The sequence below is a fragment of the Agrobacterium sp. NPDC090283 genome (assembly GCF_044769685.1).
In the GTDB taxonomy this organism is placed as follows: domain Bacteria; phylum Pseudomonadota; class Alphaproteobacteria; order Rhizobiales; family Rhizobiaceae; genus Agrobacterium.
The window spans coordinates 15123-40432 of record NZ_JBIVYG010000012.1 but is presented as its reverse complement, the minus strand read 5'-3'; the positions used below and the strand labels follow the sequence as shown (position 1 = coordinate 40432).

The window sequence follows — 25310 nt, the reverse complement described above, 5'->3', positions numbered from 1 at the left end:
TCATGACTGCACGTATGGACAAGCGCTTTGCCGATCTGCGCGCTGAAAATCGCCCGGCCCTGATCACCTATTTCATGGGCGGTGACCCGGATTTCGAAACCTCGCTTGGCATCATGAAGGCACTGCCGGAAGCAGGCGCCGACGTTATCGAACTCGGCATGCCGTTTTCCGACCCCATGGCGGATGGCCCGGCCATTCAGCTGGCCGGCCAGCGCGCGCTGAAGGGCGGACAGACGCTGAAGACCACGCTCGATCTCGCCCGCGAGTTCCGCAAGCAAGATAATGCAACGCCGATCGTGATGATGGGCTATTACAATCCGATCTATATCTATGGCGTCGAAAAGTTCCTGGACGACGCGCTTGCCTGTGGCATCGATGGCCTGATCGTGGTCGACCTGCCACCGGAAATGGACGATGAACTCTGCATTCCGGCGCTCGCGCGCGGCATCAACTTCATCCGCCTTGCCACACCGACGACGGATGGCAAGCGTCTGCCTGCCGTCCTTAAAAATACCTCAGGTTTCGTGTATTACGTCTCGATGAACGGTATCACCGGTTCAGCACTTCCCGATCCCTCGTTGATCTCGGGCGCTGTCGGTCGTATCAAGGCGCATACGGAACTGCCGGTCTGTGTCGGTTTCGGCGTCAAGACGGCCGATCATGCCAAGGCGATCGGCGCCGTGGCGGATGGCGTGGTGGTGGGTTCCGCCATCGTCAACCAGATTGCGGGCAGCCTGACCAAGGACGGGCAGGCGACCGCCGATACTGTGCCGGCTGTTACGACGCTGGTAAAAGGACTTTCAACGGGCGTGCGTGCATCGCGCCTCGCCGCTGCGGAATAAGCGCGCGGCCCAGTCAGGAGTAGACAGTTGAACTGGATCACCAATTACGTTCGGCCGCGGATCAATTCCATGCTCGGCCGCCGCCCGGAGGTTCCGGAGAACCTGTGGATCAAGTGCCCGGAAACGGGCGAGATGGTCTTCCACAAGGATCTGGAAGACAACAAGTGGGTCATCCCGGCTTCCGGTTACCACATGAAGATGCCGGCCAAGGCACGCCTTGCCGATCTTTTTGATGGTGGTATTTATGAGGCCTTGGCCCAGCCGAAAGTGGCGCAGGACCCGCTGAAATTCCGCGATTCCAAGAAATATACCGATCGCCTGCGCGACAGCCGCGCAAAGACCGAGCAGGAAGATACGATCCTTGCCGGCGTTGGTCTTCTGAAAGGCCTGAAGATCGTTGCCGTTGTGCATGAATTCCAGTTCATGGGCGGCTCGCTCGGCATTGCCGCCGGCGAGGCTATCGTCAAGGCTTTTGAGCGCGCCATCTCCGAGCGTTGCCCGCTCGTCATGTTCCCGGCATCCGGCGGTGCCCGCATGCAGGAAGGCATTCTTTCGCTGATGCAGCTGCCGCGCACGACGGTTGCAGTAAACATGCTGAAAGAAGCCGGCATGCCCTATATCGTGGTTCTGACCAACCCGACCACGGGCGGCGTCACGGCCTCCTACGCCATGCTGGGCGATGTGCATATTGCCGAACCCGGCGCGGAAATCTGCTTTGCCGGCAAGCGCGTTATCGAGCAGACCATTCGCGAAAAGCTGCCGGAAGGCTTCCAGACCTCGGAATATCTGCTGGAACACGGCATGGTGGATATGGTCATCGATCGTCGCGAAATCCCGGACACGCTGGCCAATCTGCTCAAGATCATGACCAAAGCGCCTGCTGACAATGCAAACGCCGTCATTCCGCTGGCCGCTTCGGCCTGAGGAAAAAAATATGTCGCCCGGAGGCATAAACTGCCTTCGGGATGATGCTATAACGTTGCCTGATTTCATTTTTGGGGCGGCGGACAAATGGCAGGCAAAACGCCTGAAAGGCGAACGGAAGACATGACGAAGCCCGCGATCGGTGAGGCCGAAAAGATCATTGAAGAGCTGATGCAGCTCCACCCCAAGGGGTTTGATCTTTCACTCGACAGAATTTCCCGTCTTCTCGAAAAACTCGGCAATCCACAAAACAGAATGCCGCCGGTGATCCATGTGGCGGGCACCAATGGCAAGGGCTCGGTCACTGCATTCTGCCGTGCGCTGCTGGAAGCCGCAGGACTTTCCGTCCACGTTCATACATCGCCGCACCTTGTGAACTGGCACGAACGATATCGTATCGGCGTGGCGGGCGATAAAGGCCGTTATGTCGAAGACGAGATATTTGCGGATGCGCTGCGCCGCATTGAAGCTGCCAATGCTGGCCAGACGATCACTGTTTTCGAAATTCTGACTGCGGCGATGTTCGTGCTTTTCGCGGAACAGCCCGCCGATGCCGCCGTGGTGGAGGTTGGCCTGGGCGGCCGTTTTGATGCAACCAATGTCATCAATAACCCCGCGGTTTCCGTCATCATGCCGATCTCACTTGATCATCAGGCCTATCTCGGTGACCGCGTGGAGCTGATCGCCGCCGAAAAGGCCGGCATCATGAAAAAGGGCTCGCCCGTCGTCATCGGCCACCAGGAATATGATGCGGCGCTGGATACGCTTGTTGCCACGGCCGAACGTATCGGTTGCCCCGTTTCCGTCTATGGACAGGATTTTTCCGCCCACGAAGAATTCGGCCGCATGGTTTATCAGGACGAGTTCGGACTGACGGATGCGCCGTTGCCGCGTCTTCCCGGCCGCCACCAGCTCGCCAATGCCGCCGCTGCCATCCGCGCCGTGAAAGCAGCCGGTTTCGAGGTGACGGAACGGATGATCGAAAAGGCCATGACTTCAGTGGAATGGCCCGGCCGTCTTCAGCGCATCCTGACCGGCAAAATCGCTGAGATCGCCCCGAAGGGCGCCGAAATCTGGATCGATGGCGGTCACAACCCCGGCGCGGGTGAGGTGATTGCCGAGGCTATGGCAGGTTTTGAGGAAAAGACGCCGCGCCCGCTCTTCATCATCGCGGGCATGATCAATACCAAGGATCCGGTGGGTTATTTCAAGGCTTTCGCCGATATCGCCGAATATGTCTTCACTGTACCGATCGGCGGCACGGATGCGGCGATCGACCCCGTCGTGCTTGCCCATGCCGCCTTTGACGCCGGTCTGGTGGCAGCGCCCACATCGTCGCTCACCCATGCTCTGGAGGAGCTGTCGCGCCGTGTGGATCCCGAAGGACCACCGCCGCGCATCCTGATCGGCGGATCGCTTTATCTTGCCGGAAACGCCCTTGCCTTCAACGGCACAGTTCCCCAATAAAAAAACCCGGCGATGATGCCGGGTTTTTCATTCCATCATATGATCTTTAGGCGGCGCTGGAAATCCAGGCGGAAAGCGCTGTCTTGGGAGCAGCGCCAACCTTGATATCAGCCACTTCGCCGCCCTTGAACATGGCGAGCGTCGGGATCGAGCGAACGCCGAACTGGGCGGCCAGTTCCGGGTTTTCGTCGATGTTGAGCTTCGCGACCTTGACCTTGCCGGCGAGCTCGGAGGAAATTTCCTCAAGGCTCGGCGCGATCATCTTGCACGGACCACACCATTCGGCCCAGAAATCCACCACGACGGGTTCGGCGGATTCGAGGACTTCGGACTGGAAGTTGGCGGCATCGACTTTTACGGTAGCCATATCTGGCTCTCCTTTCAGCTAATCTTTTCCGCTATCGATGTGATGCGGGCGCGTCGAAATTTCAATGCCCCGGTATCTCACTTTGTCTTTATTGCGGCAAGGGCCTCTGCCATGGCATCGTCGCCAACCCGCACAAAAGCGGCATTTTCCGTATAGATCAGCGCACAGACAAATTCCTTGCCGGGATAAAGCGGCGCCAGAATTTCGCGATAAATGGCAAGCTGCGCGACGTGCGAGAAGGGGATCTCGCGCGCTTCGCGCGGCGGCACGCGGTTCGTTTTGTAGTCGACCAGGATGACCCGATCACCCTCCACCGCCAGCCGGTCGACGCGGCCGGAGACGGCATAGTGCTGCCGGCCGAGGGTCATCGTGCCCATGATCGATACTTCCGCACGGCTGTTGGCGGAAAAGGCGGGTTGCACTGCCGGTTCGGACAGAACTCGTAAAACCGCCTGGATCAAATGTTCGCGCTCAGCTGCGGGCCAGAAACGCGCTGCGCGCTCGGCATAACGTCGAGCCGCCTCTTCGCGCTCGCTTTCCGCAAAATCCGGCAGGGCCTGCAACATGCGATGCACCAGCCTGCCCCTTTGCAGGGCAAGGCTGGAAGCGTCGGTCTTTTCCCCGAACAGCGGTGAACGCACGGCCAGATCGTCCGCACCGTCATCAATGATCGTCCCAGCACCGGAAGGGCTGAGTGGCCTCGGCAGGGAGGGTAGGGCAGGCAACGGTGTGAGGAGGCCGGCGGGAAGCGCGTGGTCTACTTCCTGCTGGGGTTCCGCCGGCTTTTGCGGGGCGGGCGCCGCGCGTGCTTCGGACTTGCGCCAGACAAGCCCTTGCCATTCCTCGCCATCGGCACTGAACAGCTGCGGCTGGCAGTGATCCTGATTATCAGCCAGCGCGGCCTTGACGATAGCATGCCAGCATTCGGGGTTTTCTTTCTGGCCACGATAACCGCAAACGACCAGATGATCGGCGGCACGCGTCATCGCCACATAAAGCAGCCGGCGATATTCATCTTCCGCCGCCGTCTTCAGGCGTTCCTCATCCGAGCGAATGAGATGATTGGAAAAACCGCTGCCGGGCAGCCAGACCGGAAAGGCATCGCCGTCCGCTTCCACGAAGCGCAGTTTCGGCACATGGCTGTGGTTAAAGGCTTTCGAGCCGCCATCGACGACAAAAACCACCGGCGCTTCCAGCCCCTTGGAGGCGTGCACGGTCATGATGCGCACTTCGCCGCGATCCTTGTCCTGCTCGCGCTTCACTTCCGGTGAATCGGTCTCCAGAACGGAAAGAAAGGCCTGAAGGCCGGGCAGGCCGGTTCTTTCGTGATCCAGCGCAAAGGACAGGAACTCGTCGAGAACGTCGCTCGCCTCGTTGCCAAGCCGGCCGAGGAATTTTTTGCGTCCGTCGTGCAGGGTCAAAACCGCCGCGAAGAAATCATGTACCGTGGCCGTTTTCGAAAGTGATATGAAATGCCGAAGCTTGTCAGTGACGATGGATAGACGGCTGGTCTCTTCCTGCGAAAGGACTTGCAGCCTTTGCCACACACTATCCGTCTCGGCTCGCGTCGCGGCTATCTCGAAGACATCGTCTTCCGTCAGGTTGAAAAGCGGGCTCTTTAGCAGCGCCGCCAGCGAAAGATCGTCCTCCGGCAGCACCACGAACCGGCCGAGCGCCAGAAGGTCCTGTACGGCGATGTGATCGGTCAGGCGGAGGCGGTCGGCACCGGCGACGGGAATGTTCTTGCGCCGCTTCAACTCGCGGGTCAGCGCGTTGACGAAGGCAGCACGTTTTCTGACAAGCACGAGAATATCGCCGGGTTCGACGGCGCGCTCCACGCCCTTTTCAATGATGGTTTCATTGCCGATCATATCGGCAATGCGAGCGGCGATGCGGCGGGCGACGATGGTAGCCGGCGCGCTTTCCCGCAGCGCATCGAAGGGGGCCGTCCAGTCCTCTTCATCTTCGGTGGTTTCCGGTGCCACCATATCCCACACTTCCACGGTACCGGGATGACCGGCGCGGTTGGAGCGGTGCTCGACAGGCTCATTGTCGGCGCTGAGGCCGCTCGCATTTTTCGGGTCCGAAAAGACTTGGTCGACGGCGGCCAGCACATCTTCGGTGGAGCGGAAGGAGAGCGGCAGGCGGATGCGGTGGAAGGCCTGCTCCACCTGATCGACACGCCTTTTGGTCTCGTCACGTTCCTGCGAGAACCGTTCCGGCCGCGCGCCCTGAAAGGAATAGATCGACTGTTTTTCATCACCCACGGCAAACAGGGTGCGCCGCCCCATACGGGCGCTTTCACCGTTGAAGAAATCCGCCGCCAGCGACTGGATGATCGACCATTGCACCGGGCTGGTATCCTGCGCCTCGTCGACCAGAATATGGTCGATGCCCTGATCCAGCTTGTAATGCACCCACGCACCTGCCGTATCGCGATTGAGCAGATTGGCGGCGCGCTCGATCAGGTCCTCGAAATCGAGCTGGCTACGTTGCTTTTTCAGGTCTTCGAAATCGCCGATCAACCGCTCGGCCAGCACAAGGGCACTTTTTGTTGCCGCCAGCATGCGCACCAGACGATAGCGATTGCGGCAGGCCACGACATGGTCCCGCGCCAGCGTCAGCGCGTCAACGAGATCGGGCGCGGATTTCTGCATGCCCTTGTTGATGACATAGGCATCCGATTTCTTCTCACCCTTGGCCGTCAGCAGCGCGGCTTCGATGAATTCCATCCGCCGCACCGGGTCCACCTGCCGCTTTGCTTCCCTGAGCGCATAAGCGACCTCGATGACACGCGATCCGCCCACCTCATCGGCAAGCGTGAGATAGGTGTCGAGCGCCAGCCCGGAAAGGCCGGGCAGGGGCCAGAAGGCCGCCGCTGCGGTCTCCTCGGTCTCCCCGGCAGCAATCTGCATATCCTGCCGCAAACGGGCATCGAGGCCGCCCGACTGTTTTGCCTCGTGCAAAAAGGTGCGAAGCGCGCTGCGATTGGCGATGATGGCGGAAAGCAGTGCTTCCAGCCCGCTTTCGTCGGCGATATCGAGCACATAGGCGAGCGCCTGCGCCAATTCCCCGTCGCCCTCGGCGGAAACCGCCGTCAGAAGCGAACGGCGCGCCTCGGCCAGAAGCGTGGTGGCGGCGCGGTCGTCGAGAACCGAGAAATGGCCGGCGACATTGGCCTCTAACGGGAATTGGTGCAGCAGGGCTTCGCAGAAAGCGTGAATGGTCTGGATTTTCAACCCGCCCGGCGTCTCCAGCGCCTTGGCGAACAGCCGCCGCGCTTCAGCTAGCTTGATACGATCGGGCACCTTGCCTTCGATGGCGGTGATGCGATCCTTGAGATCGGAATCCGGCAAAGTTGCCCATTCCGCCAGCCGGTCGAACACGCGGCTCGACATTTCCGATGCTGCGGCCTTGGTATAGGTAAGGCAGAGGATAGCCGAGGGGCGGCATCCGGCCAGAAGCAGGCGAATGACGCGCTGGGTCAGCACATGGGTCTTGCCGGAGCCGGCATTGGCCGACACCCAGGCGGAACTTGCGGGATCGGAGGCGAGCCGCTGCCGGGCGCTGGTCCAGTCGATCCAGCTTTCGGGCGTATCGGCAGCGGGTCCGGCGTCGAAGGGATCAATCGTCATCGCCGTCTCCCGGTTCTGCGGTCGACCATTCTGAAACGCGGGCGAGATGATCATATTCCCCGCCATAGGATTGCTGCTCTTCCGGCACCAGCCGTGAAGCGAAGCCGTTTTCACCGTCGCGCAGCGAGCGCACGAATTTGGCGAGCTGGTCGATCGATTCCGTCGCCAGTTCGATAGCGGATTTCGACGGTCTTTTGCCGCTTCGACTGGAATGTTCGTTATTCACCTGATCGGCAAAAAAACGCTCGCCGGGCCGCAGGCGCACATAGATGAGATTGTCAGGCGTGGGTGAACCCGTTTCGCGGAAGGCGCCGCGCATCAGTGCCGCTGCTTCCAGCGCCAGCTGCGGGTCGAGTAGCGCCCGCGCCTGATTGACGGAAGGCGCAAGACCGGTCTTGTAGTCGATAATATCCGCCTGGCCGCCGGTCTTGATGTCGATGCGATCAGCGACGCCGGTCAGCCGGATGCCCGCCTCGGCGATTTCCTGCCCAGCCCGCGCTTCGAAAAAACTGTGGCGGATGGAGGGGTGCCGTTCTTTCTCCCAATCGATGAAGGCGCGGGCCACCGCCGCAAAACGCGGACGCCAGATGACATCCACATGCACAGGCAGGTTTTCTGCGTCGAAACAGTCGTCGAGAATGCGTTGCATCGCCTCAAGCGAGGCCGGTGTGCCGGGAATATGCGCCTCACGGGAATAGCGCTCGATAATCCTGTGATAAAGCGTACCGCGATCGGCAGCGTTCGGGTCGCGATTGAACGGGTCGAGCGGATCGAGCTTCAGGATACGTCGGGCATAGATCGCATAGGGATCGCGCCGCAGCCGCCCCACTTCGCTGAAGGAGTAGCTCTTCGGCTGCAGATCGGCCGGCGGTTTCGGGGCAGGGCGCTTTGCAGTCTCCTGATCGATGCTTTCATCCATCAGACCTGCCCAATGGCGATAGGTCTCGCCGCGTTTCCTCAGTTGTTCGGCGAAATTCTCGCCCCCCAGAGCCAAGAGCCTTTGCAGCCAGCGGGAGGCGACGGCGGGAGTGGAGCCCTGCCTCAGCGCCCGGGCGTAAAAGATTTGCCTTGTACCGTTCGCCATCTCGAAATCATGCGCGAGCTGGCCGATGCGCCGTTCCGGCGGCTCCAGCCCGATGGCGGTCTTCATGCTGCGGGACAGAAACGGATTATTCGCCGTCTGGCCCGGCCAGAGCCCTTCATTGAGGCCGCCAATGACGACGGTGTCGACGCTTTGCAGCCGTGCCTCCAGCGCGCCGAAGATGAAAATGCGCGGATGGCGCATGGATCGCGGCTTGATCGATTCGCCCGCCACCAGCGCTGCAAAAATATCGATCCATTGCGGCCCGTCCGCGTCGAGGATGTCGCCGCTCTCCATGAGTTCTGCAAACAGGCTAGAGAGTTTGTCTCCCGCCTCGCCGGACCACAATGCGGCCAGATCATTACTGTCGTCGGCGCAGATGGCTTCGATCACCCGGCCTGTCCGCTCCGCCCAATCGGAAAGCGGCAATTTATCGGTGAAGGCGCGGCCGGAACGGTCACGACGGATGAAGGCGGAGCCGAGCGGCTCCGTTGCAGTCGCGATCCGCCGCGCGATATCGCGGGCCGCATCAACGCTCCCCTCTGGCAGCGCCACCCGCCAGGCGGGCGGGTGCCGATCATCGCGCTGGGCCACAAGCTGCGCGTCCAGAACTGCTTCAAGATTGCTTATTTCGGTTTCGACACGGCCGCCGCGCAGGGCAATCAGCTCCAGCGCTTTCGAGGCCTTGGTAAAAGCGTCACCGGAAAGCCCGAAGCGGGCGAGGGGATGCTTCAGAAGCGAAATGATCGGCACCGGGTCTCCGGGCCTCAGGATGGCTTCCAGCGCCAGTTGTGTCAGCCCTGCCTGCGGCGTGGCGGAAAGCGGCGTACCGGCCGAATCGTCTGCTTCGATGCCAAAACGTTGCAACTCTGTCGCGACCCGCCGCGCAAGTCCGCGGTCGGGCGTTATCAGCGCCGCCTGGGACGGCCGGCCAGGACCCGGAGCCTCCAGCGCCAGCCGGAGCGCCACCGCGATGGCGGTCGCCTCTTCACGCTCGTTCGCGGCCTCGATCAATGTGGCCGCCGAAAAGGCTTCGTCGAAAAAGCCGGGATCCCTGTCTTCGCGCCAGCGGTTCCAGTCGCTCGTGGACTTGGCGGGCGCGAGTGCGGCCGAAAATACGGCCGCCCGTTTTTCCAGATCACGATCGAGAGCGCCGATCTGAACCACCTCGTCCCGGAACATGCCGAGCTTCTGCAGCAGCATATAAAGCCCATATTGCGAGTGCGTGCGGCTGGAAGGATCGGTGGGGTCCTCGGCAACCGCCTGCCACTGTTCTTCCGGCATGGCAAGATCGAGCCCGGGAAGCACCACAGTACCTTGCGGCAGGGCGGCAACGGCGGCGATGAGATCGGCGGCGGCCGGAATGGAGCCGGTCGAACCCGCCACGATGATCGGCCCCGTATCCGGCAAATTGGCTAGCCGGTCCGCCTCCGCCCGCAGGATGGCGTTGCGATGCCGGCCCGCGGAGGAACGGTTGAGTTCGGCAAGCCGCGCCGGCCAGAAGACGCTGGCGATCTTCAGGAAATCCGCCGTCAGCTGCCACCATTGCGCATGTTCGCCGGTATCGAGATGCTGAAGCGCCTCCCAGTCCTTTTCTTCGGTATCCATCGCGTCGATCACCTCGCCGAGCGCACGCGCGAGCCAGATGGCGTCGGCGGGGCTGGCGGGGGCGACGAGCGGTGAATCCGAATGGATCGCCCGGATGGCGTCGGGCAGGCTGTTGCGCCAGGCGAGGATGAGGCGCGCCAGTTCGATCAGCCGGCCGGTGCCGGAAATCGGTGGCGCGAGATCCATGATCTCAGGATTTTCGATATCGAAGAAACCGCTATCGTCGTCCGTTTCACCAAGAGGCCGGATTAGCGGCAGAATGGCGGATCGACCGCCGAGAATATCGACGAATTCGGAGCGCAGCACGCGGGCAGAGCGCCGCGTCGGCACATAAATCGTCACGCTCGCAAGCGAAAGAGGATCGGCCGGATCATATCTATAGCCGGCTGTCAGCCGCCCGTCACACAGCGTTTCCGCGAGCGTCTTGAGGAACGGTGTTCCCGCAGCGATCGTCAGGACGCGCTTTGCGTGGTGGGTGAGCGTCATGCGAAACGTTTTTCCCCGAATTGCCGGATGATGCTTTCTGCGTCGTCAATCGCGTCAGGTGTTCCCACGGTGATCCAGTGGCCATCCAGCGACAGCCCGAAAAGCCGGTCTTTTTCAATGGCTCGGTCGAAATAGATATTGAGGTTGAAAGCATCCGCCGGCGCGTCGTCAAGCAGCCGCGAATCCATGGCGATGGCGCCAGCATAAACCACCGGGTTAGCGCCACCGTCGCGATACCGCGCCAACTTTCCGTCACCACCAAGGTTGAAATCCCTCTTGCCATTGTGGCCGGTGGTGCGATCCATGTCGACACAGAGCAGCGCCATATCCATGCCGGCCGGGTCGAAGAATTGTGCAAGCTTGCGCAGATTGCTGACGGCGTTCAATTGCTCGCCGATCCAGAAAAGATCGGCGTTCATGACGAAGACCGGGCCGGGCTCCAGAAGCTTCAGGCCCTTGGCGAGCCCGCCGCCGGAATTCATCAGTTGCGTACGTTCATCCGAGATCAGAATTTCCGCATCGGTGCGATGTCCAAGGTGGGCGATCATCTGTTCGGCATGGTGATGCACATTGACGACGATGGTCTCAGCCCCGGCTTCGACAAGGGCGTCGAGTGCGTAATCAATCATCGGCTTGCCGGCGATCTTGACGAGCGGCTTCGGGATCGTGTCGGTGATCGGGCGCATCCGCGTGCCAAGCCCGGCGGCCAGCACCATCGCGTTTTTGATCGTCATTATGGTCAACCGTGTTAGTCGTTAAAGTCCATGCCCATGCGGACACACCATTCTCGGAGTGGCGCGAGTTCGGGATGCGAAAGCGCGTCAGCGAGATAACGGAACGTCCTCGGCATATGTTTCATATAACCGGGTTTCTTGTCCCGTTCCAACAGCCTCACCCAGATGCCGGCAAGCTTGCAGTTGCGCTGCGCCGACATGATGGCGAAAGCCTTGAGGAATGAGGTCTCATCGAAAGAGGGCGTCGCATTTCTGCTGCCGAGATAGTGCGAAAGCAGGCGGGTTTGCAATTCGGGGGAGATGGTGACCCGCGCATCCTGCACGATGGAAGCGAGATCATAAGCGGTGGGGCCAATCATCGCATCCTGAAAATCGATCAGGCCGACCTGACGGATGCCGCTGTTCTCAGCCTGCCAGAGAATGTTCGGCGAATGAAAATCGCGCAGCAGAAGCCCCGTTTCGCAGCCGGCGAGGGCATCGATCAGGCCATCCCAGATGGCGTAATATTCCCGTTTCTCGCCATCGGTGAGCGCTCCGCCGCGCTTATGGGGCAGATACCACTCCACCAGTAGCGAGACCTCGGTCTTCATCGCCTGCCGGTCGAAGGGAGGAATGTCGTAGGTGCTGCCATCGCGCATCGGCAACGACGCCCGGAGTGGTGTCCGATGAAGGGCGGCGAGACAGGCGACGCTTTGAAGATAACGTTCTTCTATCGGTGTACCATCCGGCTGAAGCACACCCTCCCGCCCGAGATCCTCCAAAAGGAGAATGCCCTGATCGATATCAGCGGCCAAAATCTCCGGCGCGCAGAAACCGCTGTTTCGCAGATAGTCACCGATTGCCACGAAGGAACGAGCATCCTGGGCAAGATGGACGATTTCCGCGTAAGTCTTGCCATCCGCAACGATTGCTCCCCTCATGGGGCGCCGCCAGTCCATCAGGATAAGGTCGGGGCCATCGGTGGAAATCGTTTCATAGGCGCGTGTGGAGGCATCGCCGCTCAGGAAACGGCGGGTCGCATCGCCTCTGCCGTTTTTCGCCAGGAATTCACGAATGGCGAAAACACGGTCGAGCCGTGCTTTCTGTTGGGCGGGAGCCTCTATCACGGCCACGCGACCTTCACCCGAATGCGTCAACCGCAGGGTGATCGTCTGTTCCGGCGGCAGAACCTCGGCGGCGATATCAGGCCATTCGATCAGGCAGATGCCGTCCTCCAGCATCTCGTCGATGCCGAGTTCATCCAGCTCGGAAACATCCGAAAGCCGGTAGAGATCGAGATGGGCGACTGGAATGCGGGTGGCATAGGTCTGGATGATGGTGAAGGTGGGGCTTGGAACCTCAAGATCGGGTTCATACGCCATCGCCCGGATGAAGGCGCGGGCGAGCGTTGATTTGCCGGCGCCGAGATCGCCGATCAACGCCAGGCAATCGCCGGGTTTCAGGGCCAGGGCAAGGTCTTCACCGAGCCTTATGGTGTCCTTTTCTCCCGCCAGCGAAATGGTGATCGGCAAGATGTCTTCGCTCATTCTGCGGCGATGGAATGCGGCCGTGTGCCGGAGGGAATACGGCAGGTGACGATGGTGCCGTTGCCGGGCCGGCTGTCGATGCTGACGGTGCCGTGATGCAGGCTGACGAAGCTTTCGACAATGGAAAGGCCAAGCCCCGCACCGGTCCGCCGCCCCCCATTGCCACGCGTCGCAAAGCGGTCGAACACCGATTTCAGCATGTCTTCGGGAATGCCCGGTCCCTTGTCCGCAACGGAGAACACGAAGTCACCCTCGCTGCGCTGGCAGGAAAGCTGAACCGAGGAGCCCTCCGGCGCGAAGTTGATCGCATTGGTCAAGAGCTTGATGAGAATCTGCTTCAGCCGTTGATGGTCAGCCACCAGACTGCCGAGATGGGCAGGCGCGACGATCTCCAGCGAAATGCCGCTCTCCTGCAGCCGGTCGGCGATCTGCACCGAAACGTCGTCAAGCAGCTCGTTTAGATCATTATCCGAATAATTAAGCTGCATGATGCCGGCATCAACCGTCGCGAGATCGAGAATATCGTTGACGATGGTCAGGAGAACGGAGGACGAGGTGGAAATATGGTCGAGATATTCCGCCTGCCGTTCCGTCAATTGGCCGATGCCGGGCGTCTTCAGGAGATCGGTGAAGCCGATGATATTGGTCAGCGGCGAGCGCAGCTCGTAGGACACATGCTGCACGAAATCGTTCTTCAGCTCGTCCGCCTTCAGGAGCGCGTCGTTCTTTTCCTTGAGCGCCCGCTCGGCGCGCACGCTGTCCGTCATGTTGACGAAGGTCAGCATGGTCTGCGCATCCGGCAGCGGAATGATCGCATAATCGAGCACGAGGCCTGAAAGCAGTTCTAGCGTGCCCTGCCGCGACGGCCGTTCGTCATCGAAGCTGGTGATGAACTGGCTGAAGGCGCGCCAGCCGTCCGGCCCGTCATAGGATTGAGTGCAGGCGGTTTCGATGGCGCGGATATGTGTGCCCGTTTCCGCCTGTTCGGCGGTCACGCCCCAGAGCGCCCGGAATGCCGGGTTCGACAGGCGAATGCGCCCATCTGCGCCGAACACGGCGACACCTTCGGCCAGATGATCGATGGTTTCGCCCTGCACCTTGACCAAGGTGTTGTAGCGCATCTGCAGGTCGACCTGCTCGGTCAGGTTCTCGAAAACCCAGGTCGCGCCACCCTGCGGATGGGCCGTCGCGATGACCCGCAGTGTCTGGCCGTTGGGCAGGTGCCACAGATCGGTCTTGGTATCGAGCGAACGGTAGACGGAAAGCGCCGTCTCCTTCCAGTTCTTCCAGTTCAGCTGCTCGGGCAATTTGCCGGCGCTGCGCAGCCTGTCCAGAAGCTCGGAATTGTCAGGGCCCGATTCCAGAAAAACCAGATCGAAACCCCACAGGCTGGCAAAAGCCTGATTGTAGAATTGCAGCCGCTGCCGGCCATCGAAAATGGCAACGGGCGTTGCCAGATGATCGAGTGTTTCGGCGTGGCTTTTCAGAACCCGCTTGAGTTCCTCGCTGATCGTTTCAGCCTCGGTGGCATCGATGGCGATCCCGGCAGATCCGCCCGCCGTCTTGATATCGACGACGTCGAAGAAGCTGCGATTGCCGGAGACGACGGTCGAAATGCGATCGTGATAGGGTGATTCCGGCGTCGCGGCCGCGCGTATCTTCTGTCGCGTGACGGTGTTCAGAAGTTCGCGCTTCTCCTGAATGGCCTGCTCGGCATCGCGCGCATCCACCGCATGGGCATAAGCGTGGTTGACCCAGGTGAGTTCACCTTCGCCATTGCGACGCCAGACGGGCTGTTCGATGGAATCGAGAAGTTCCTGAAATGTCGATACGGAGGCAAGCAGACGCTCACGCTCCACCTGCAATTCGGCGAGTTCGGCGCGCAGATTGTTGAGCGCGATGAAGCGCGCAAAGGCATTGCCGCCGGAAACGCGTCCCTGAACTTCAATGACTTCACCGCGCTGCGTCTCGATGGTGAGATCAAAACTCTGGGCGTGGCTGCGCAGTTTTTCGATGGATTTTTCAAGCTGGCTTGCGGAAGCCGGTTTCAGCCAGCGGCCGAATGCCAGAAAATCCTGATCGGCCTGCGGCACGCCGGTCTCGGCCGGCAACTGTCCCAGAAATTCCGGCCGCTTGTCCGCGCCGTCCCAGATGACGATGCGGCGGCTCCTGTCGGAAATCAGCGCCTCGTATTTGGCGATCTTGTGGTGGGATTGCGCAAGCGCCTGTCGGTATTCACTGCTCTCCGCCTCGATATTGCCGCGCTGGCGCACCAGCCAGACGACGGAAAACAGCGTTGCCGACAGCATGCCGACGAAAAGCGAATAGGTGATGGTTTCTCCGGACGAGAACAGCCGCGCGCCGGTCTTTGCCACAAGGCCGTCCTGCGCCATCGCAACGGTCGTCGAGCCGGTGAGAACCGTGCCTGAAAGCAGGACATGCGCCCGCGAAAAGCCGGTCCGGATCGCACGGATTGCCAGCCGGCAACGTGCCAAAGCATTTCCAGAAAAAGTGGAGGCCGGTTTTCCATCCGGAAAGGCGCAGAAATGCTCCGACGCCTGCGCGCTCAATGCCACGCCCGCATGCGTGTTTTCAACGCGTTGAACTGTCTGCTCGCGCAGATCCGAATTGTGAACCGTCATCCCCGGTCTGTCTCCGTCCTATGTGCCGCATCTTCGACAAGACATCCCATTTCGTCCCCGCCGCCCTTTGGCGTGTCCGAATCAAGTCTGATGACAATACCGTCTTCATAAATCTGCGGAAAGGGAGCGCGCAAAAAAGATGCCGCGCGCTTTGTCAAGCGCACGGCATCTAGATATTGTGTAATTTCAGTGGATATTAACTATGATATTAATATCTGTAGTGTTCAGCCTTGAACGGACCTTCCTTGGAGATGCCGATATAATCTGCCTGCAGGTCGGAAAGTTCGGTTAGCCGCACACCGAGCTTCTCAAGGTGGAGGCGCGCGACCTTCTCGTCGAGGTGCTTCGGCAGCACGTAAACTTCGTTCTTGTATTCGCCCTGCTTGGTGAAGAGCTCGATCTGGCCAAGCACCTGGTTGGTGAAGGAGGCCGACATAACGAAGGACGGGTGACCAGTGGCGTTGCCGAGGTTCAGCAGGCGGCCTTCGGACAGGAGAATGATGCGGTTGCCCTTCGGGAACTCGATCATATCGACCTGCGGCTTGATATTCGTCCACTTGAGGTTACGCAGCGATGCGACCTGAATTTCGTTGTCGAAATGGCCGATATTGCCGACAATGGCCATGTCCTTCATCTCGCGCATATGCTCGATGCGGATCACGTCCTTGTTGCCGGTGGTGGTGATGAAGATATCGGCGGAGGAAACCACGTCCTCCAGGCGAACGACCTCGAAACCATCCATGGCGGCCTGAAGCGCGCAGATCGGATCGATCTCGGTAACCTTGACGCGGGCGCCGGCGCCCTGCAGCGAAGCGGCAGAACCCTTGCCCACATCACCGTAACCGCAGACGACGGCGACCTTGCCGGCCATCATCACGTCGGTTGCGCGGCGAATGCCGTCGACGAGCGATTCCTTGCAGCCGTATTTGTTGTCGAACTTCGACTTGGTGACGCTGTCATTGACGTTGATCGCCGGGAAGGGCAGCAGGCCCTTCTTGCTGAGATCGTAAAGACGGTGAACGCCTGTCGTCGTTTCTTCGGTCACACCCTTCAGTGCGTCGCGCTGCTTGGTGAACCAGCCCGGCGAAGCCTTGAGGCGCTTGTTGATCTGCGCGAAGAGGATTTCCTCTTCTTCCGAACCGGGGTTGGAAAGCACATCCTCACCGGCTTCAGCGCGTGCGCCGAGCAGGATATACATGGTGGCGTCGCCGCCATCGTCGAGGATCATGTTGGAGAGGCCGCCATCGGTCCACTGGAAGATCTTGTCGGTATATTCCCAATATTCCGTCAGGGTTTCACCCTTGACGGCGAAGACCGGAATGCCGGCTGCCGCAATGGCTGCTGCCGCATGGTCCTGGGTCGAAAAGATGTTGCAGGAGGCCCAGCGGATGTCCGCACCGAGTTCCCTCAGCGTTTCGATGAGAACGCCGGTCTGGATCGTCATGTGAAGCGAACCGGTGATGCGTGCGCCCTTCAGCGGCTTGCTTTCGCCGAATTCCTTGCGGCAGGACATCAGGCCCGGCATTTCGGTTTCGGCGATGTCCAGTTCCTTGCGGCCGAATGCGGCAAGGTTGATATCGGCGACGATGTAGTCCTTCTCAAGGCTCATGAGGTTCTCCAGATCAGAAACGCCACGCCTTGCGGCCCGGCTCTTAAACGTAGCAGCGGTTTAGCAGGCCACGAACGATCTGGCAATGATGATATAAAGAAGTCTTTATGTCTTTATATGGTTCTGGCTCAGGCTTCTTCGCCGAAGCGGTCGGCGACCAACGCCTCCAGTGCGGCCAGCGCCTCTTCCGCCTGGTTGCCGCTCGCCTCGACATAAACACTGCAGCCGGGGCTGGCCGCCAGCATCATCAGACCCATGATGGAGGTGCCGCCAACGGTCATGCCATCCTTGGAAACCGTGATCGTCGCGTCGAAGCCCTCGACCATCTGCACGAATTTCGCAGAAGCCCGGGCGTGAAGACCGCGTTTGTTGATGATCGGTAGTTCCCGGGAGAATGGCGACATGGGCTGACTTCTTATTTGCCGCTCAAAACGCGGCTGGCGACATTGATATATTTCCGGCCGGCATCGGATGCGTCCTGAAGGGCCTTGTCCATATTATCTTCGCTGCGAACGCCGGCAAGCTTGATCAGCATGGGAAGATTGACCCCGGCGATGACTTCGACATTGCCGTTATTCATGACGGAGATCGCGAGATTGGAGGGCGTACCGCCGAACATATCAGTCAGAATGATGACGCCATTGCCATCATTGGCGCGTGCGACCGCGTCGATAATGTCCTGCCTGCGCTGATCCATGTCGTCTTCGGGACCGATACAGACCGTCTCGATCAATTTCTGGGGACCGACGACATGCTCCAACGCATGGCGAAACTCCTCAGCCAGCTTGCCATGGGTGACAAGCACTAGTCCGATCATGAAATGCTCCCTTGCACACGCACTCTCATTGCCGACTATCGCAACGCGGCAATCCTGTCCATCGGTGGGATTTCATCTTGATGAGGAAAATGCGAATCGCAAGCCTAAAATCGCCCGAATCATCGTCACTTCACATTCGTTTTAAAAAGATTCTGAGCAAGTGCAGCAAATTTTCCATAGGGCGTAAGACTTGCAAGCGGAATGCGCAGAAGTGGAAGATGCCCACCGCAGGGCAGAAAAAACATTTCATCATCTTCGGGAAGTCTTGGATTTTCCGGTGAAAGAACTGTCGTGACGGCGAAATCTAGTGGCGCGCGCGCAATGCTTTTCACCGAAACAATGCCGCTGCCGCGCAGTTCCAGCAGGCCGGCGATCGTTTCCGGTCGCTCGGCGATGATCCTCTCATCCTCGCGATACACGAAAATCTGATCGTCCGCGATCAGTGCCGCCGGCAATCCGCACCGTTCAGCCTCCGTCAGAAAGCTGAAGGCAAGCTCGCTTTTGCCACTGCCGGAGGGGCCGGTGAAGAGGATGCCGGTATTTTGAACGACGATGGCCGTGGCGTGCAGGTTGAAGCGTTCAGCGTTCATGGGTTTCAGCCGCCGGCAGCGACAGGGTGAAGCGCGCGCCTGATATCACGCCATATTTGTCGACCACGTTTTCCGCCCGGAGGCTGCCGCCATGGGCTTCGGCGATCTGGCGGCTGATGGAAAGGCCAAGACCGGAATTCTGGCCGAACCCTTCGCTGGCCGGCCGGTCGGTATAAAAGCGCTCGAAGATACGGTCGATATCTTCGGCCTGAATGCCGGGACCATTGTCTTCCACCTGTACGAGGCAGCGATCCTTGTGGCGGGAAAGGCGCACCGTGATACGACCGCTTTCCTCGGCAACGAAAGAGCGGGCATTCTCGATGAGGTTCGTGACGATCTGGCCGATGCGTAGGTCGTGGCCATTCACCACGAAGGAGGTTTTGCCGCCCGCTTTCCGGTCGGCAACATAGTCGATCGTCACGCTTTTCTTTTTGGTGCTTATCTGGCGGGATATATCCACGAGACCCTTCATCAGCACATCGAGATCGAGCGGTGAAGCATCGGCGCGCGCCAGTTCCGCATCGAGCCGCGACGCATCCGAAATGTCGCTGATCAGGCGGTCGAGGCGGCGCACATCGTGGAAGATGATCTCGGTCAGGCGCTGTTTCGACTCTTCGGTCTTGGCGCGCGGCAGGGTTTCCACGGCGCTGCGCAGCGAGGTCAGCGGGTTCTTGAGTTCGTGGCTGACGTCTGCCGCGAAACTTTCGATGGCGTCGATACGGTCGTAGAGTGCCGTCGTCATTTCACGCAGCGCAATCGAGAGATTGCCGATTTCATCCTGGCGCGCCGAGAAATCCGGGATCTCCTCACGCGTTCTCGCTCCGCGGCGCACGCGGATCGCCGCCGCCGAAAGCCGCCGGAGCGGGGTGGCGATGGTGGAGGACAGAAGCAGCGACAGCACGATATTCACAAGCGTGGCGATGCCGAAGACGCGCATGATGGCCAAGCGCTCTGCATGCACGATCTTGTCGATATCGCCCGCCTGCGTGGAGAGCAGCAGAACGCCGAGCACGGCCCGGAAGCGCTGCACCGGCACGGCGACCGATACGATCAGTTCACCCTTTTCGGTGACGCGCACGACTGCACCGCGAACACCCGTCAGCGCATTCATCACTTCCGGATAGATCGATCCGTCACCGCCAGGCGCTTCCTTGTATTGCGGCAAACTGCTCGGCTGCAGCATGCGGTTGAACATGCTGGTGAACCAGTCGCCCCAGGTCTGTGTCTCCGGCGTTACCGGCGGCAGATCGAAGCGCAGAACCTGTCCGCGCGAATAAAGGTGGCGGGAATCAAGTAGTAGGTTGGCATCGGCATCGAACAGCCGTGCGCGGGTGCGTGTCGGTGAAATCAGCCGCCGCAGCACCGGCGCCACCCGCTCGGGATTGATCGGGAAACTCAAGTCCTCATCATTGGGGGCAGGGGTGATGCTCTGCCCCGCCTGCAATTCGAGCAGCTTTTCCGGATTGATGGTGATCGAATTGGTGTCAACCGATGCAGAAGCGGAGACCGCGCCGGCGATGATTTCACCCTGCGTCAACAGGCTTTCCACGCGCGCGTCGATCAGCCCTTCGCGGAACTGGTTGAGATAGAGAATGCCGCCGACCAGAACCACGGTTGCGGCGACATTGAAGAAGAGGATACGGCGCGTGAGGCTGGAAAATACCGCATTGCCGAAAATGCGCCGGATGATCGTCAGCGGATGGATACGATGGCGGCGTTCGCTGCCGCGTTCTTCGGCATCGTCGCTGTCCGAGACGGTTTCCGGCGTTTTCTTCAACACGTATTCAAGTCCTCACCACCCCGGTTCGGGCGGTCCCTTCTGCTCGATTCGGCTTGTTCAAGCCGCTTCGCGGAAGCGATATCCTACGCCATAAAGCGTTTCAATCATATCGAAGTCGCCATCGACGAGTTTGAACTTCTTGCGAAGACGCTTGATGTGACTGTCAATGGTGCGGTCATCCACATAGACCTGTTCGTCATAGGCGGCATCCATCAGCGCGTCGCGGCTTTTCACCACGCCCGGACGCTGTGCCAGCGAATGCAGGATGAGGAATTCCGTGACCGTCAGTGTCACCGGCTCACCCTTCCAGGTGCAGGTGTGGCGTTCCTGATCCATGGCGAGCTGCCCGCGTTCCAGCGTGCGCGCCTGCTGATCGGCGGTCGGCTTCAGCACGCTGCCGGTTGCGGCGGACGCCTCACGGCTGCTGGCGCGGCGCAGGATCGCCTTGACGCGTTCCACCAGAAGGCGCTGCGAGAACGGCTTGGTGATGAAGTCGTCGGCGCCCATCTTCAGGCCGAACAATTCGTCGATCTCCTCATCCTTGGAGGTGAGGAAGATCACCGGCAGGTCCGACTTCTGGCGAAGGCGCCGCAAAAGCTCCATGCCGTCCATGCGTGGCATCTTAATATCGAAAATGGCGAGCTGCGGCGGACGGGCGATCAGCCCGTCAAGCGCGGAGGCGCCGTCCGTATACGTTTCGACCCGGTAGCCTTCGGCTTCGAGCGCGATCGATACCGAAGTGAGAATATTCCGGTCATCGTCGACAAGCGCGATCGTCTGCATGTAGTTGGTCTCCATCGTCATTTTCTCGTAACTCCCGACATTCACCCAGCCAGGTTGTGCGCCGCGAGCCACTCTCTTGAGTATAAAGGTGGAACAAATTGTGGCAAAGGAAAACTCGCCCTGAAATCGCGGGGGCGAGGCGAGAGGATTTCGTAAAGAGGCTGCGGCTGGATTTTAATGCGCCTTCAACCGATTTAAAAAGAAATAAAATCTTTTAAATCGATTAATATATTGAAATCACTAAGTTTTTTAAAGTTCGGCTCTTGCGTTTCCAAAAGCTGCCACGTATTTTCCGTGAAAATTTCAACGGCCTTATCGTCATTAACAAGGAACGCGTCATGAACGAGCTTGGGGTTCATAATCCTGCCAATGGAGTTGCGGAACTCGGACTGGGCGAGGCCTCCCGCGTCTTTTATAACCTCAACGAGAGCGAATTATACGAACACGCGATCCGTAACGGCGAAGCCGAACTGACCATCGATGGCGCGCTGCGCGCCGTCACCGGCCAGCATACGGGCCGCTCGCCGAAGGATAAATTCGTCGTTCGTGATGCTTCCACCGAAAACACCATCTGGTGGGACAACAACAAGCCGCTGTCGCCGGAAAATTTCGAGCTGCTGCGTCAGGACATGCTGGCCCATGCCGCCGGCAAGACGCTTTACGTGCAGGACCTGATCGGCGGCGCCGATGAAGAAAATGCGCTGCCGACCCGCGTCGTCACCGAGCTTGCCTGGCATTCGCTGTTCATCCGCAATCTGCTGATCCGGCCGAAGCGGGAGACGCTGTCGGGCTTCAGCCAGAAGCTCACCATCATCAACCTGCCAAGCTTCAAGGCCGATCCGGCTCGCCACGGCGTACGGACGGAAACCGTCATCGCCTGCGATCTGACGAATGGCCTCGTGCTCATCGGTGGCACGTCCTATGCCGGCGAAAACAAGAAGTCGGTCTTCACGGTGCTGAACTACCTGCTGCCGGCCAAGGGCGTGATGCCGATGCATTGCTCGGCCAATGTCGGTCCCGAGGGTGATTCCGCCGTGTTCTTCGGTCTTTCCGGCACCGGCAAGACCACGCTCTCCGCCGACCCGGCACGCACGCTGATCGGCGATGACGAACATGGCTGGGGCGAACACGGCATCTTCAATTTCGAAGGCGGCTGCTATGCCAAGGCGATCAAGCTTTCGGCGGAAGCCGAGCCGGAAATCTACGCCGCGACCAATCGTTTCGGTACGGTTCTCGAAAATGTCGTGCTGGACGAAAAGCGGGTTCCTGATTTCAACGACAATTCGCTGACGGAAAACACCCGCAGCGCCTATCCGCTGCACTTCATTCCGAATGCATCGGAAACGGGCATTGCCGGCCATCCGAAGACGATCATCATGCTGACGGCCGATGCCTTCGGCGTGCTGCCGCCGATCGCACGGCTGACGCCGGAACAGGCCATGTACCACTTCCTCTCCGGCTACACCGCAAAGGTTGCCGGCACGGAAAAGGGCGTGACCGAGCCGGAAGCCACTTTCTCCACCTGCTTCGGCGCACCCTTCATGCCGCGCCATCCGGCGGAATACGGCAATCTGCTGCGTGAGCTGATTGGCAAGCACGGCGTTGATTGCTGGCTGGTCAATACCGGCTGGACCGGCGGTGCTTACGGCATCGGCAAGCGCATGCCCATCAAGGCGACGCGTGCGCTTCTGACCGCAGCCCTGACCGGCGACCTGAAGAATGCGGAATTCCGCACCGATGCGAATTTCGGTTTCGCCGTGCCGCTGTCGCTTGATGGTGTCGACAGCGCGATCCTCGATCCGCGTTCGACCTGGACCGATGGAGCAGCTTACGACGCGCAGGCGAAGAAGCTGGTGTCGATGTTCGTTACGAACTTCACCAAGTTCGAAGATCACGTCGACAGCAAGGTTCGCGATGCAGCCCCGGGCCTTCTGCTCGCGGCAGAATGAACAAAGCCTCATTCGTGAGGAGGAGGGGACCCGGCCTAGTGCCGGGTTTCTTTTTGTCGGGTTCTTTCATTTTGTCCGCTGTTTTCATTTTTCGCGTTCTGTGGCATCACCGGCGCGGAGAAACATCATGGCCAGCGACCCGCTTTATATCAGCAATCGTATCACCATCGCCGGCTGGGAGCTGACGGAGCAATTCGTGCTGGCCGGCGGACCGGGTGGCCAGAACGTCAACAAGGTCTCGACGGCGGTTCAGCTGTTTTTCGATATTGCCAATTCACCGTCTTTGACGGATCGGGTGAAAACCAATGCGATCCGCCTTGGTGGCAGGCGGGTTTCGAAAGACGGCGTGCTGATGATCGAGGCAAGCCGGTTTCGCAGCCAGGAGCGCAATCGTGAGGATGCACGCGAGCGGCTGAAGGGCCTGATCCTTGAAGCTGCCGCCCCGCCGCCACCTGTGCGCAAGGCCACCAAACCCACCAAGGGTTCAGTCGAACGCCGCCTCAAGGCAAAGTCCGGTCGCTCCGATATCAAGAAAATGCGTGGCAAGCCCTCGGGCGATTAGGCCTCGGCGAGGTGGCGAATCTTTCGCCCTTGTCATAGAGCTTCAAATATCGTCTGGTAATCCTCCCTACAACCAAGGAGGGTGCTATGGGTCTGTTCAATTTCATCAAGGAAGCGGGAAAGAAGCTTGGTATCGGCGGTGATGATGCCCCCGATGTCGAGGCGGTAAAGAAGGAACTCGCTTCCCACGATCTCGGCACGGACAAGGTTCAGGTCGAGGTGGTGGATGACAAGGTCGTTCTGAAGGGCGAAGTGGCCGATCAGTCGGTGTTCGAAAAAGCGGTCATCGCAGTCGGCAATACGCTCGGCATTTCCAAGGTCGAAGCCGGTGAGCTGAAAGTAGCCGAAGCGCCGGCGAAGGAACCGGTTTTCTATACGGTCAAAAAGGGCGACAATCTCTGGAAGATTGCGGAAGCCCAGTACGGCAAGGCCAATGGCGCGAAGAACAACATCATCTTCGAAGCCAACAAGCCGATGCTGACCCATCCCGACAAGATTTATCCCGGTCAGGTTCTGCGCATTCCTGAGCTTGCGTAAAACGGATTTTAACAACAGGAGATGCCGCCATGCGCGGCATCTTTACAACTTGCGAAGCGCCACCGTGTCGATCAGGTGGTTTTTGCCCTTGCGCAGGATAAGGTCGGCGCGCGGGCGCGTCGGCACGATGTTCTGGCGCAGGTTCTTCAGGTTGATGTTCTGCCAGAGGCCTTCGGCAATGCTGAGCGCCGCTTCTTCACTGATCGAGGCATAACGGTTGAAGAATGAGTTGGGATCGCGGAAGGCGGTTTTTCTCAGATTCATGAACCGGTTCACATACCAGTTGTGAATGAGGCCCTCGTCGGCGTCGATATAGATAGAGAAATCGAAGAAGTCGGAAACGATTGGAACGATCCGCCCGCCCGCCGGCAGATCGCGCGATTGCAGCACGTTGATGCCTTCGAAGATCAGAATATCCGGCTGGTCGATGACAGTGAACTCATTCGGCAGAACGTCATAGGTCAGGTGCGAATAACGCGGCGCTTTAACATTCGGTTGGCCCGCCTTGATAGCGGACAGGAAACGTAAGAGCGCACCGATATCGTAGCTTTCCGGAAAGCCCTTGCGCTCCATAAGGTTTTCACGCCTTAGAACCTCATTCGGGTAAAGAAAGCCGTCTGTCGTGATGAGATCGACCTTGGGGCTGGAGGGCCAGCGCGCCAGAAGCTCCTTCAGGATACGCGCCGTCGTCGATTTCCCAACCGCCACGGAGCCGGCAATGCCGATGACGAAGGGCGTCTTGTTGACATCCGCCATATTGAGGAAGCGGTTGCGCTGTTCGAACAGCAGCTGCGACGCCTCCACATGGGAAGACAGAAGGCGCGACAGCGACAGATAGATGCGCCGTACTTCGTCCAGATCGATCGGGTCGTCCAGCGAGCGCAGCCGTTTGACCTCGTCGGCGGAAAGCGTCAGCGGCGTATCGGCGCGAAACTTCGCCCATTCTTCCGAACTGAAGAAGTGGTAGGGCGAATATTCGTCCGGTCGGAAATGATCGAGTGTGCCTGGCATGCCTCTCTCCCCGCTGCCTGCCTCGACCTTCATGAGTTAGGCCTCGCTGCCTTTTCCGCAAGGCCGGTTTGCCCGGTCCGTCGCTCCAGCTCGGCAAAAACCTCGCTCAAGGGAATGTCGGCGATCTTCAGCACCACCAGCAGGTGGTAAAGCAGGTCGGCGGCCTCGTTCTTCAGTCCGTCGCGATCCTGCGCGATGGCAGCGATGACGGCTTCGACCGCCTCTTCGCCGAGCTTTTTCGCCGCGCGTTCCTGGCCGGCGGCGACGAGCTTGGCTGTCCAGGATTCGTCGGGAGAGGCAGCGGCACGGGTCGCGACGATGAGTTCCAGATCGGAAAGGGAAAATGCGCTCATGGGATGTT

Annotated in this window: 20 protein-coding genes; 6 read left to right on the top strand and 14 right to left on the bottom strand. The window is 59.7% G+C overall.

The annotated features are described in order from the left end of the window. Positions 1–2 precede the first annotated feature (2 nt). The 3 genes from trpA (at position 3) to ACIQUH_RS17530 (ending at position 3233) form a co-directional block, all read left to right on the top strand. Positions 3–842, top strand: a complete 840-nt coding sequence (trpA, locus tag ACIQUH_RS17540) for a tryptophan synthase subunit alpha (protein ID WP_400817308.1) — start codon at positions 3–5, stop codon at positions 840–842. A 27-nt stretch (positions 843–869) separates the two neighbouring features. Next, positions 870–1766, top strand: a complete 897-nt coding sequence (gene accD / locus ACIQUH_RS17535) for an acetyl-CoA carboxylase, carboxyltransferase subunit beta (protein WP_400817306.1) — start codon at positions 870–872, stop codon at positions 1764–1766. Positions 1767–1853: 87 nt separating this feature from the next. Beyond that, positions 1854–3233, top strand: coding sequence for a bifunctional folylpolyglutamate synthase/dihydrofolate synthase (locus tag ACIQUH_RS17530; RefSeq protein WP_400817304.1), 1380 nt, complete (start codon positions 1854–1856; stop codon positions 3231–3233). A 46-nt stretch (positions 3234–3279) separates the two neighbouring features. Here the strand turns inward: ACIQUH_RS17530 and trxA are convergent, their stop codons facing one another. The 12 genes from trxA to chvI form a co-directional block, all read right to left on the bottom strand. Next, the gene (trxA, locus tag ACIQUH_RS17525) at positions 3280–3600 is read right to left on the bottom strand and encodes a thioredoxin (protein ID WP_269347108.1); all 321 of its coding nucleotides are present in this window, start codon (positions 3598–3600) and stop codon (positions 3280–3282) included. 77 nt (positions 3601–3677) lie between these two features. Beyond that, positions 3678–7235 (bottom strand): double-strand break repair helicase AddA, encoded by a 3558-nt coding sequence (addA, locus tag ACIQUH_RS17520; protein ID WP_400817302.1) that lies wholly within the window; start codon positions 7233–7235, stop codon positions 3678–3680. Beyond that, positions 7225–10410, bottom strand: coding sequence for a double-strand break repair protein AddB (gene addB / locus ACIQUH_RS17515; protein ID WP_400817300.1), 3186 nt, complete (start codon positions 10408–10410; stop codon positions 7225–7227). The genes addA and addB overlap by 11 nt, the downstream gene beginning before the upstream one ends. After that, positions 10407–11144, bottom strand: a complete 738-nt coding sequence (locus ACIQUH_RS17510; protein WP_400817298.1) for a nucleotidyltransferase family protein — start codon at positions 11142–11144, stop codon at positions 10407–10409. Before ACIQUH_RS17510 ends, addB begins: the two co-directional genes overlap by 4 nt. A gap of 14 nt (positions 11145–11158) precedes the next feature. Next, on the bottom strand, positions 11159–12670 hold the full coding sequence (gene tsaE / locus ACIQUH_RS17505; RefSeq protein ID WP_400817296.1) for a tRNA (adenosine(37)-N6)-threonylcarbamoyltransferase complex ATPase subunit type 1 TsaE: 1512 nt from the start codon (positions 12668–12670) through the stop codon (positions 11159–11161). After that, positions 12667–15312, bottom strand: a complete 2646-nt coding sequence (locus ACIQUH_RS17500) for an ATP-binding protein (RefSeq protein WP_400817294.1) — start codon at positions 15310–15312, stop codon at positions 12667–12669. The genes tsaE and ACIQUH_RS17500 overlap by 4 nt, the downstream gene beginning before the upstream one ends. 208 nt (positions 15313–15520) lie before the next feature. Beyond that, complete coding sequence (gene ahcY / locus ACIQUH_RS17495; RefSeq protein WP_400817292.1) at positions 15521–16921, bottom strand: adenosylhomocysteinase; 1401 nt, start codon at positions 16919–16921, stop codon at positions 15521–15523. Positions 16922–17049: 128 nt separating this feature from the next. Then, entirely contained in the window at positions 17050–17325 is a 276-nt protein-coding gene (locus tag ACIQUH_RS17490) for an HPr family phosphocarrier protein (protein WP_003492846.1), read from the bottom strand. A gap of 11 nt (positions 17326–17336) precedes the next feature. Further along, the gene (locus tag ACIQUH_RS17485; RefSeq protein ID WP_003505374.1) at positions 17337–17738 is read right to left on the bottom strand and encodes a PTS sugar transporter subunit IIA; all 402 of its coding nucleotides are present in this window, start codon (positions 17736–17738) and stop codon (positions 17337–17339) included. A gap of 125 nt (positions 17739–17863) precedes the next feature. After that, the gene (locus ACIQUH_RS17480) at positions 17864–18328 is read right to left on the bottom strand and encodes an HPr kinase/phosphorylase (RefSeq protein ID WP_400817289.1); all 465 of its coding nucleotides are present in this window, start codon (positions 18326–18328) and stop codon (positions 17864–17866) included. Further along, positions 18318–20108: a two-component system sensor histidine kinase ChvG gene (gene chvG, locus ACIQUH_RS17475; RefSeq protein WP_400817287.1), complete on the bottom strand. Its 1791-nt coding sequence runs from the start codon at positions 20106–20108 to the stop codon at positions 18318–18320. The genes ACIQUH_RS17480 and chvG overlap by 11 nt, the downstream gene beginning before the upstream one ends. Positions 20109–20165: 57 nt before the next feature. Next, the gene (gene chvI, locus ACIQUH_RS17470; protein WP_003505377.1) at positions 20166–20891 is read right to left on the bottom strand and encodes a two-component system response regulator ChvI; all 726 of its coding nucleotides are present in this window, start codon (positions 20889–20891) and stop codon (positions 20166–20168) included. Positions 20892–21229: 338 nt separating this feature from the next. Between chvI and ACIQUH_RS17465 the strand changes: the two genes are divergently transcribed. From ACIQUH_RS17465 to lysM, 3 genes are all read left to right on the top strand, one after another. Beyond that, positions 21230–22840, top strand: a complete 1611-nt coding sequence (locus tag ACIQUH_RS17465) for a phosphoenolpyruvate carboxykinase (protein WP_400817285.1) — start codon at positions 21230–21232, stop codon at positions 22838–22840. Between the two features lie 127 nt (positions 22841–22967). After that, positions 22968–23402: an alternative ribosome rescue aminoacyl-tRNA hydrolase ArfB gene (arfB, locus tag ACIQUH_RS17460; protein WP_400817283.1), complete on the top strand. Its 435-nt coding sequence runs from the start codon at positions 22968–22970 to the stop codon at positions 23400–23402. Between the two features lie 86 nt (positions 23403–23488). Beyond that, a complete protein-coding gene (lysM, locus tag ACIQUH_RS17455; RefSeq protein WP_279656440.1) occupies positions 23489–23938 on the top strand; it encodes a peptidoglycan-binding protein LysM in 450 nt (149 codons plus the stop codon). 42 nt (positions 23939–23980) lie between these two features. Here lysM and coaA read toward each other — a convergent pair whose 3' ends face one another. After that, positions 23981–24982 (bottom strand): type I pantothenate kinase, encoded by a 1002-nt coding sequence (gene coaA, locus ACIQUH_RS17450; RefSeq protein ID WP_400817281.1) that lies wholly within the window; start codon positions 24980–24982, stop codon positions 23981–23983. Beyond that, positions 24979–25302 carry a phosphoribosyl-ATP diphosphatase gene (locus tag ACIQUH_RS17445; protein ID WP_400817279.1) on the bottom strand — a complete coding sequence of 108 codons (324 nt, stop codon included), beginning with the start codon at positions 25300–25302 and terminating at the stop codon, positions 24979–24981. The genes coaA and ACIQUH_RS17445 overlap by 4 nt, the downstream gene beginning before the upstream one ends. Positions 25303–25310 lie beyond the last annotated feature (8 nt).

What these genes read in the sequence shown, in the direction of transcription:
- lysM (WP_279656440.1), top strand. Translation starts at nt 23,489, where the DNA reads ATGGGTCTGTTCAATTTCATCAAGGAAGCGGGAAAGAAGCTTGGTATC.
- ACIQUH_RS17510 (WP_400817298.1), bottom strand. Translation starts at nt 11,144, where the DNA reads ATGACGATCAAAAACGCGATGGTGCTGGCCGCCGGGCTTGGCACGCGG.
- trpA (WP_400817308.1), top strand. Translation starts at nt 3, where the DNA reads ATGACTGCACGTATGGACAAGCGCTTTGCCGATCTGCGCGCTGAAAAT.
- chvI (WP_003505377.1), bottom strand. Translation starts at nt 20,891, where the DNA reads ATGCAGACGATCGCGCTTGTCGACGATGACCGGAATATTCTCACTTCG.
- ACIQUH_RS17530 (WP_400817304.1), top strand. Translation starts at nt 1,854, where the DNA reads ATGGCAGGCAAAACGCCTGAAAGGCGAACGGAAGACATGACGAAGCCC.
- ACIQUH_RS17500 (WP_400817294.1), bottom strand. Translation starts at nt 15,312, where the DNA reads ATGACGGTTCACAATTCGGATCTGCGCGAGCAGACAGTTCAACGCGTT.
- coaA (WP_400817281.1), bottom strand. Translation starts at nt 24,982, where the DNA reads ATGAAGGTCGAGGCAGGCAGCGGGGAGAGAGGCATGCCAGGCACACTC.
- addB (WP_400817300.1), bottom strand. Translation starts at nt 10,410, where the DNA reads ATGACGCTCACCCACCACGCAAAGCGCGTCCTGACGATCGCTGCGGGA.
- ACIQUH_RS17465 (WP_400817285.1), top strand. Translation starts at nt 21,230, where the DNA reads ATGAACGAGCTTGGGGTTCATAATCCTGCCAATGGAGTTGCGGAACTC.
- trxA (WP_269347108.1), bottom strand. Translation starts at nt 3,600, where the DNA reads ATGGCTACCGTAAAAGTCGATGCCGCCAACTTCCAGTCCGAAGTCCTC.
- ACIQUH_RS17445 (WP_400817279.1), bottom strand. Translation starts at nt 25,302, where the DNA reads ATGAGCGCATTTTCCCTTTCCGATCTGGAACTCATCGTCGCGACCCGT.
- ahcY (WP_400817292.1), bottom strand. Translation starts at nt 16,921, where the DNA reads ATGAGCCTTGAGAAGGACTACATCGTCGCCGATATCAACCTTGCCGCA.
- ACIQUH_RS17480 (WP_400817289.1), bottom strand. Translation starts at nt 18,328, where the DNA reads ATGAACGCTGAACGCTTCAACCTGCACGCCACGGCCATCGTCGTTCAA.
- arfB (WP_400817283.1), top strand. Translation starts at nt 22,968, where the DNA reads ATGGCCAGCGACCCGCTTTATATCAGCAATCGTATCACCATCGCCGGC.
- addA (WP_400817302.1), bottom strand. Translation starts at nt 7,235, where the DNA reads ATGACGATTGATCCCTTCGACGCCGGACCCGCTGCCGATACGCCCGAA.
- ACIQUH_RS17485 (WP_003505374.1), bottom strand. Translation starts at nt 17,738, where the DNA reads ATGATCGGACTAGTGCTTGTCACCCATGGCAAGCTGGCTGAGGAGTTT.
- tsaE (WP_400817296.1), bottom strand. Translation starts at nt 12,670, where the DNA reads ATGAGCGAAGACATCTTGCCGATCACCATTTCGCTGGCGGGAGAAAAG.
- ACIQUH_RS17490 (WP_003492846.1), bottom strand. Translation starts at nt 17,325, where the DNA reads ATGTCGCCATTCTCCCGGGAACTACCGATCATCAACAAACGCGGTCTT.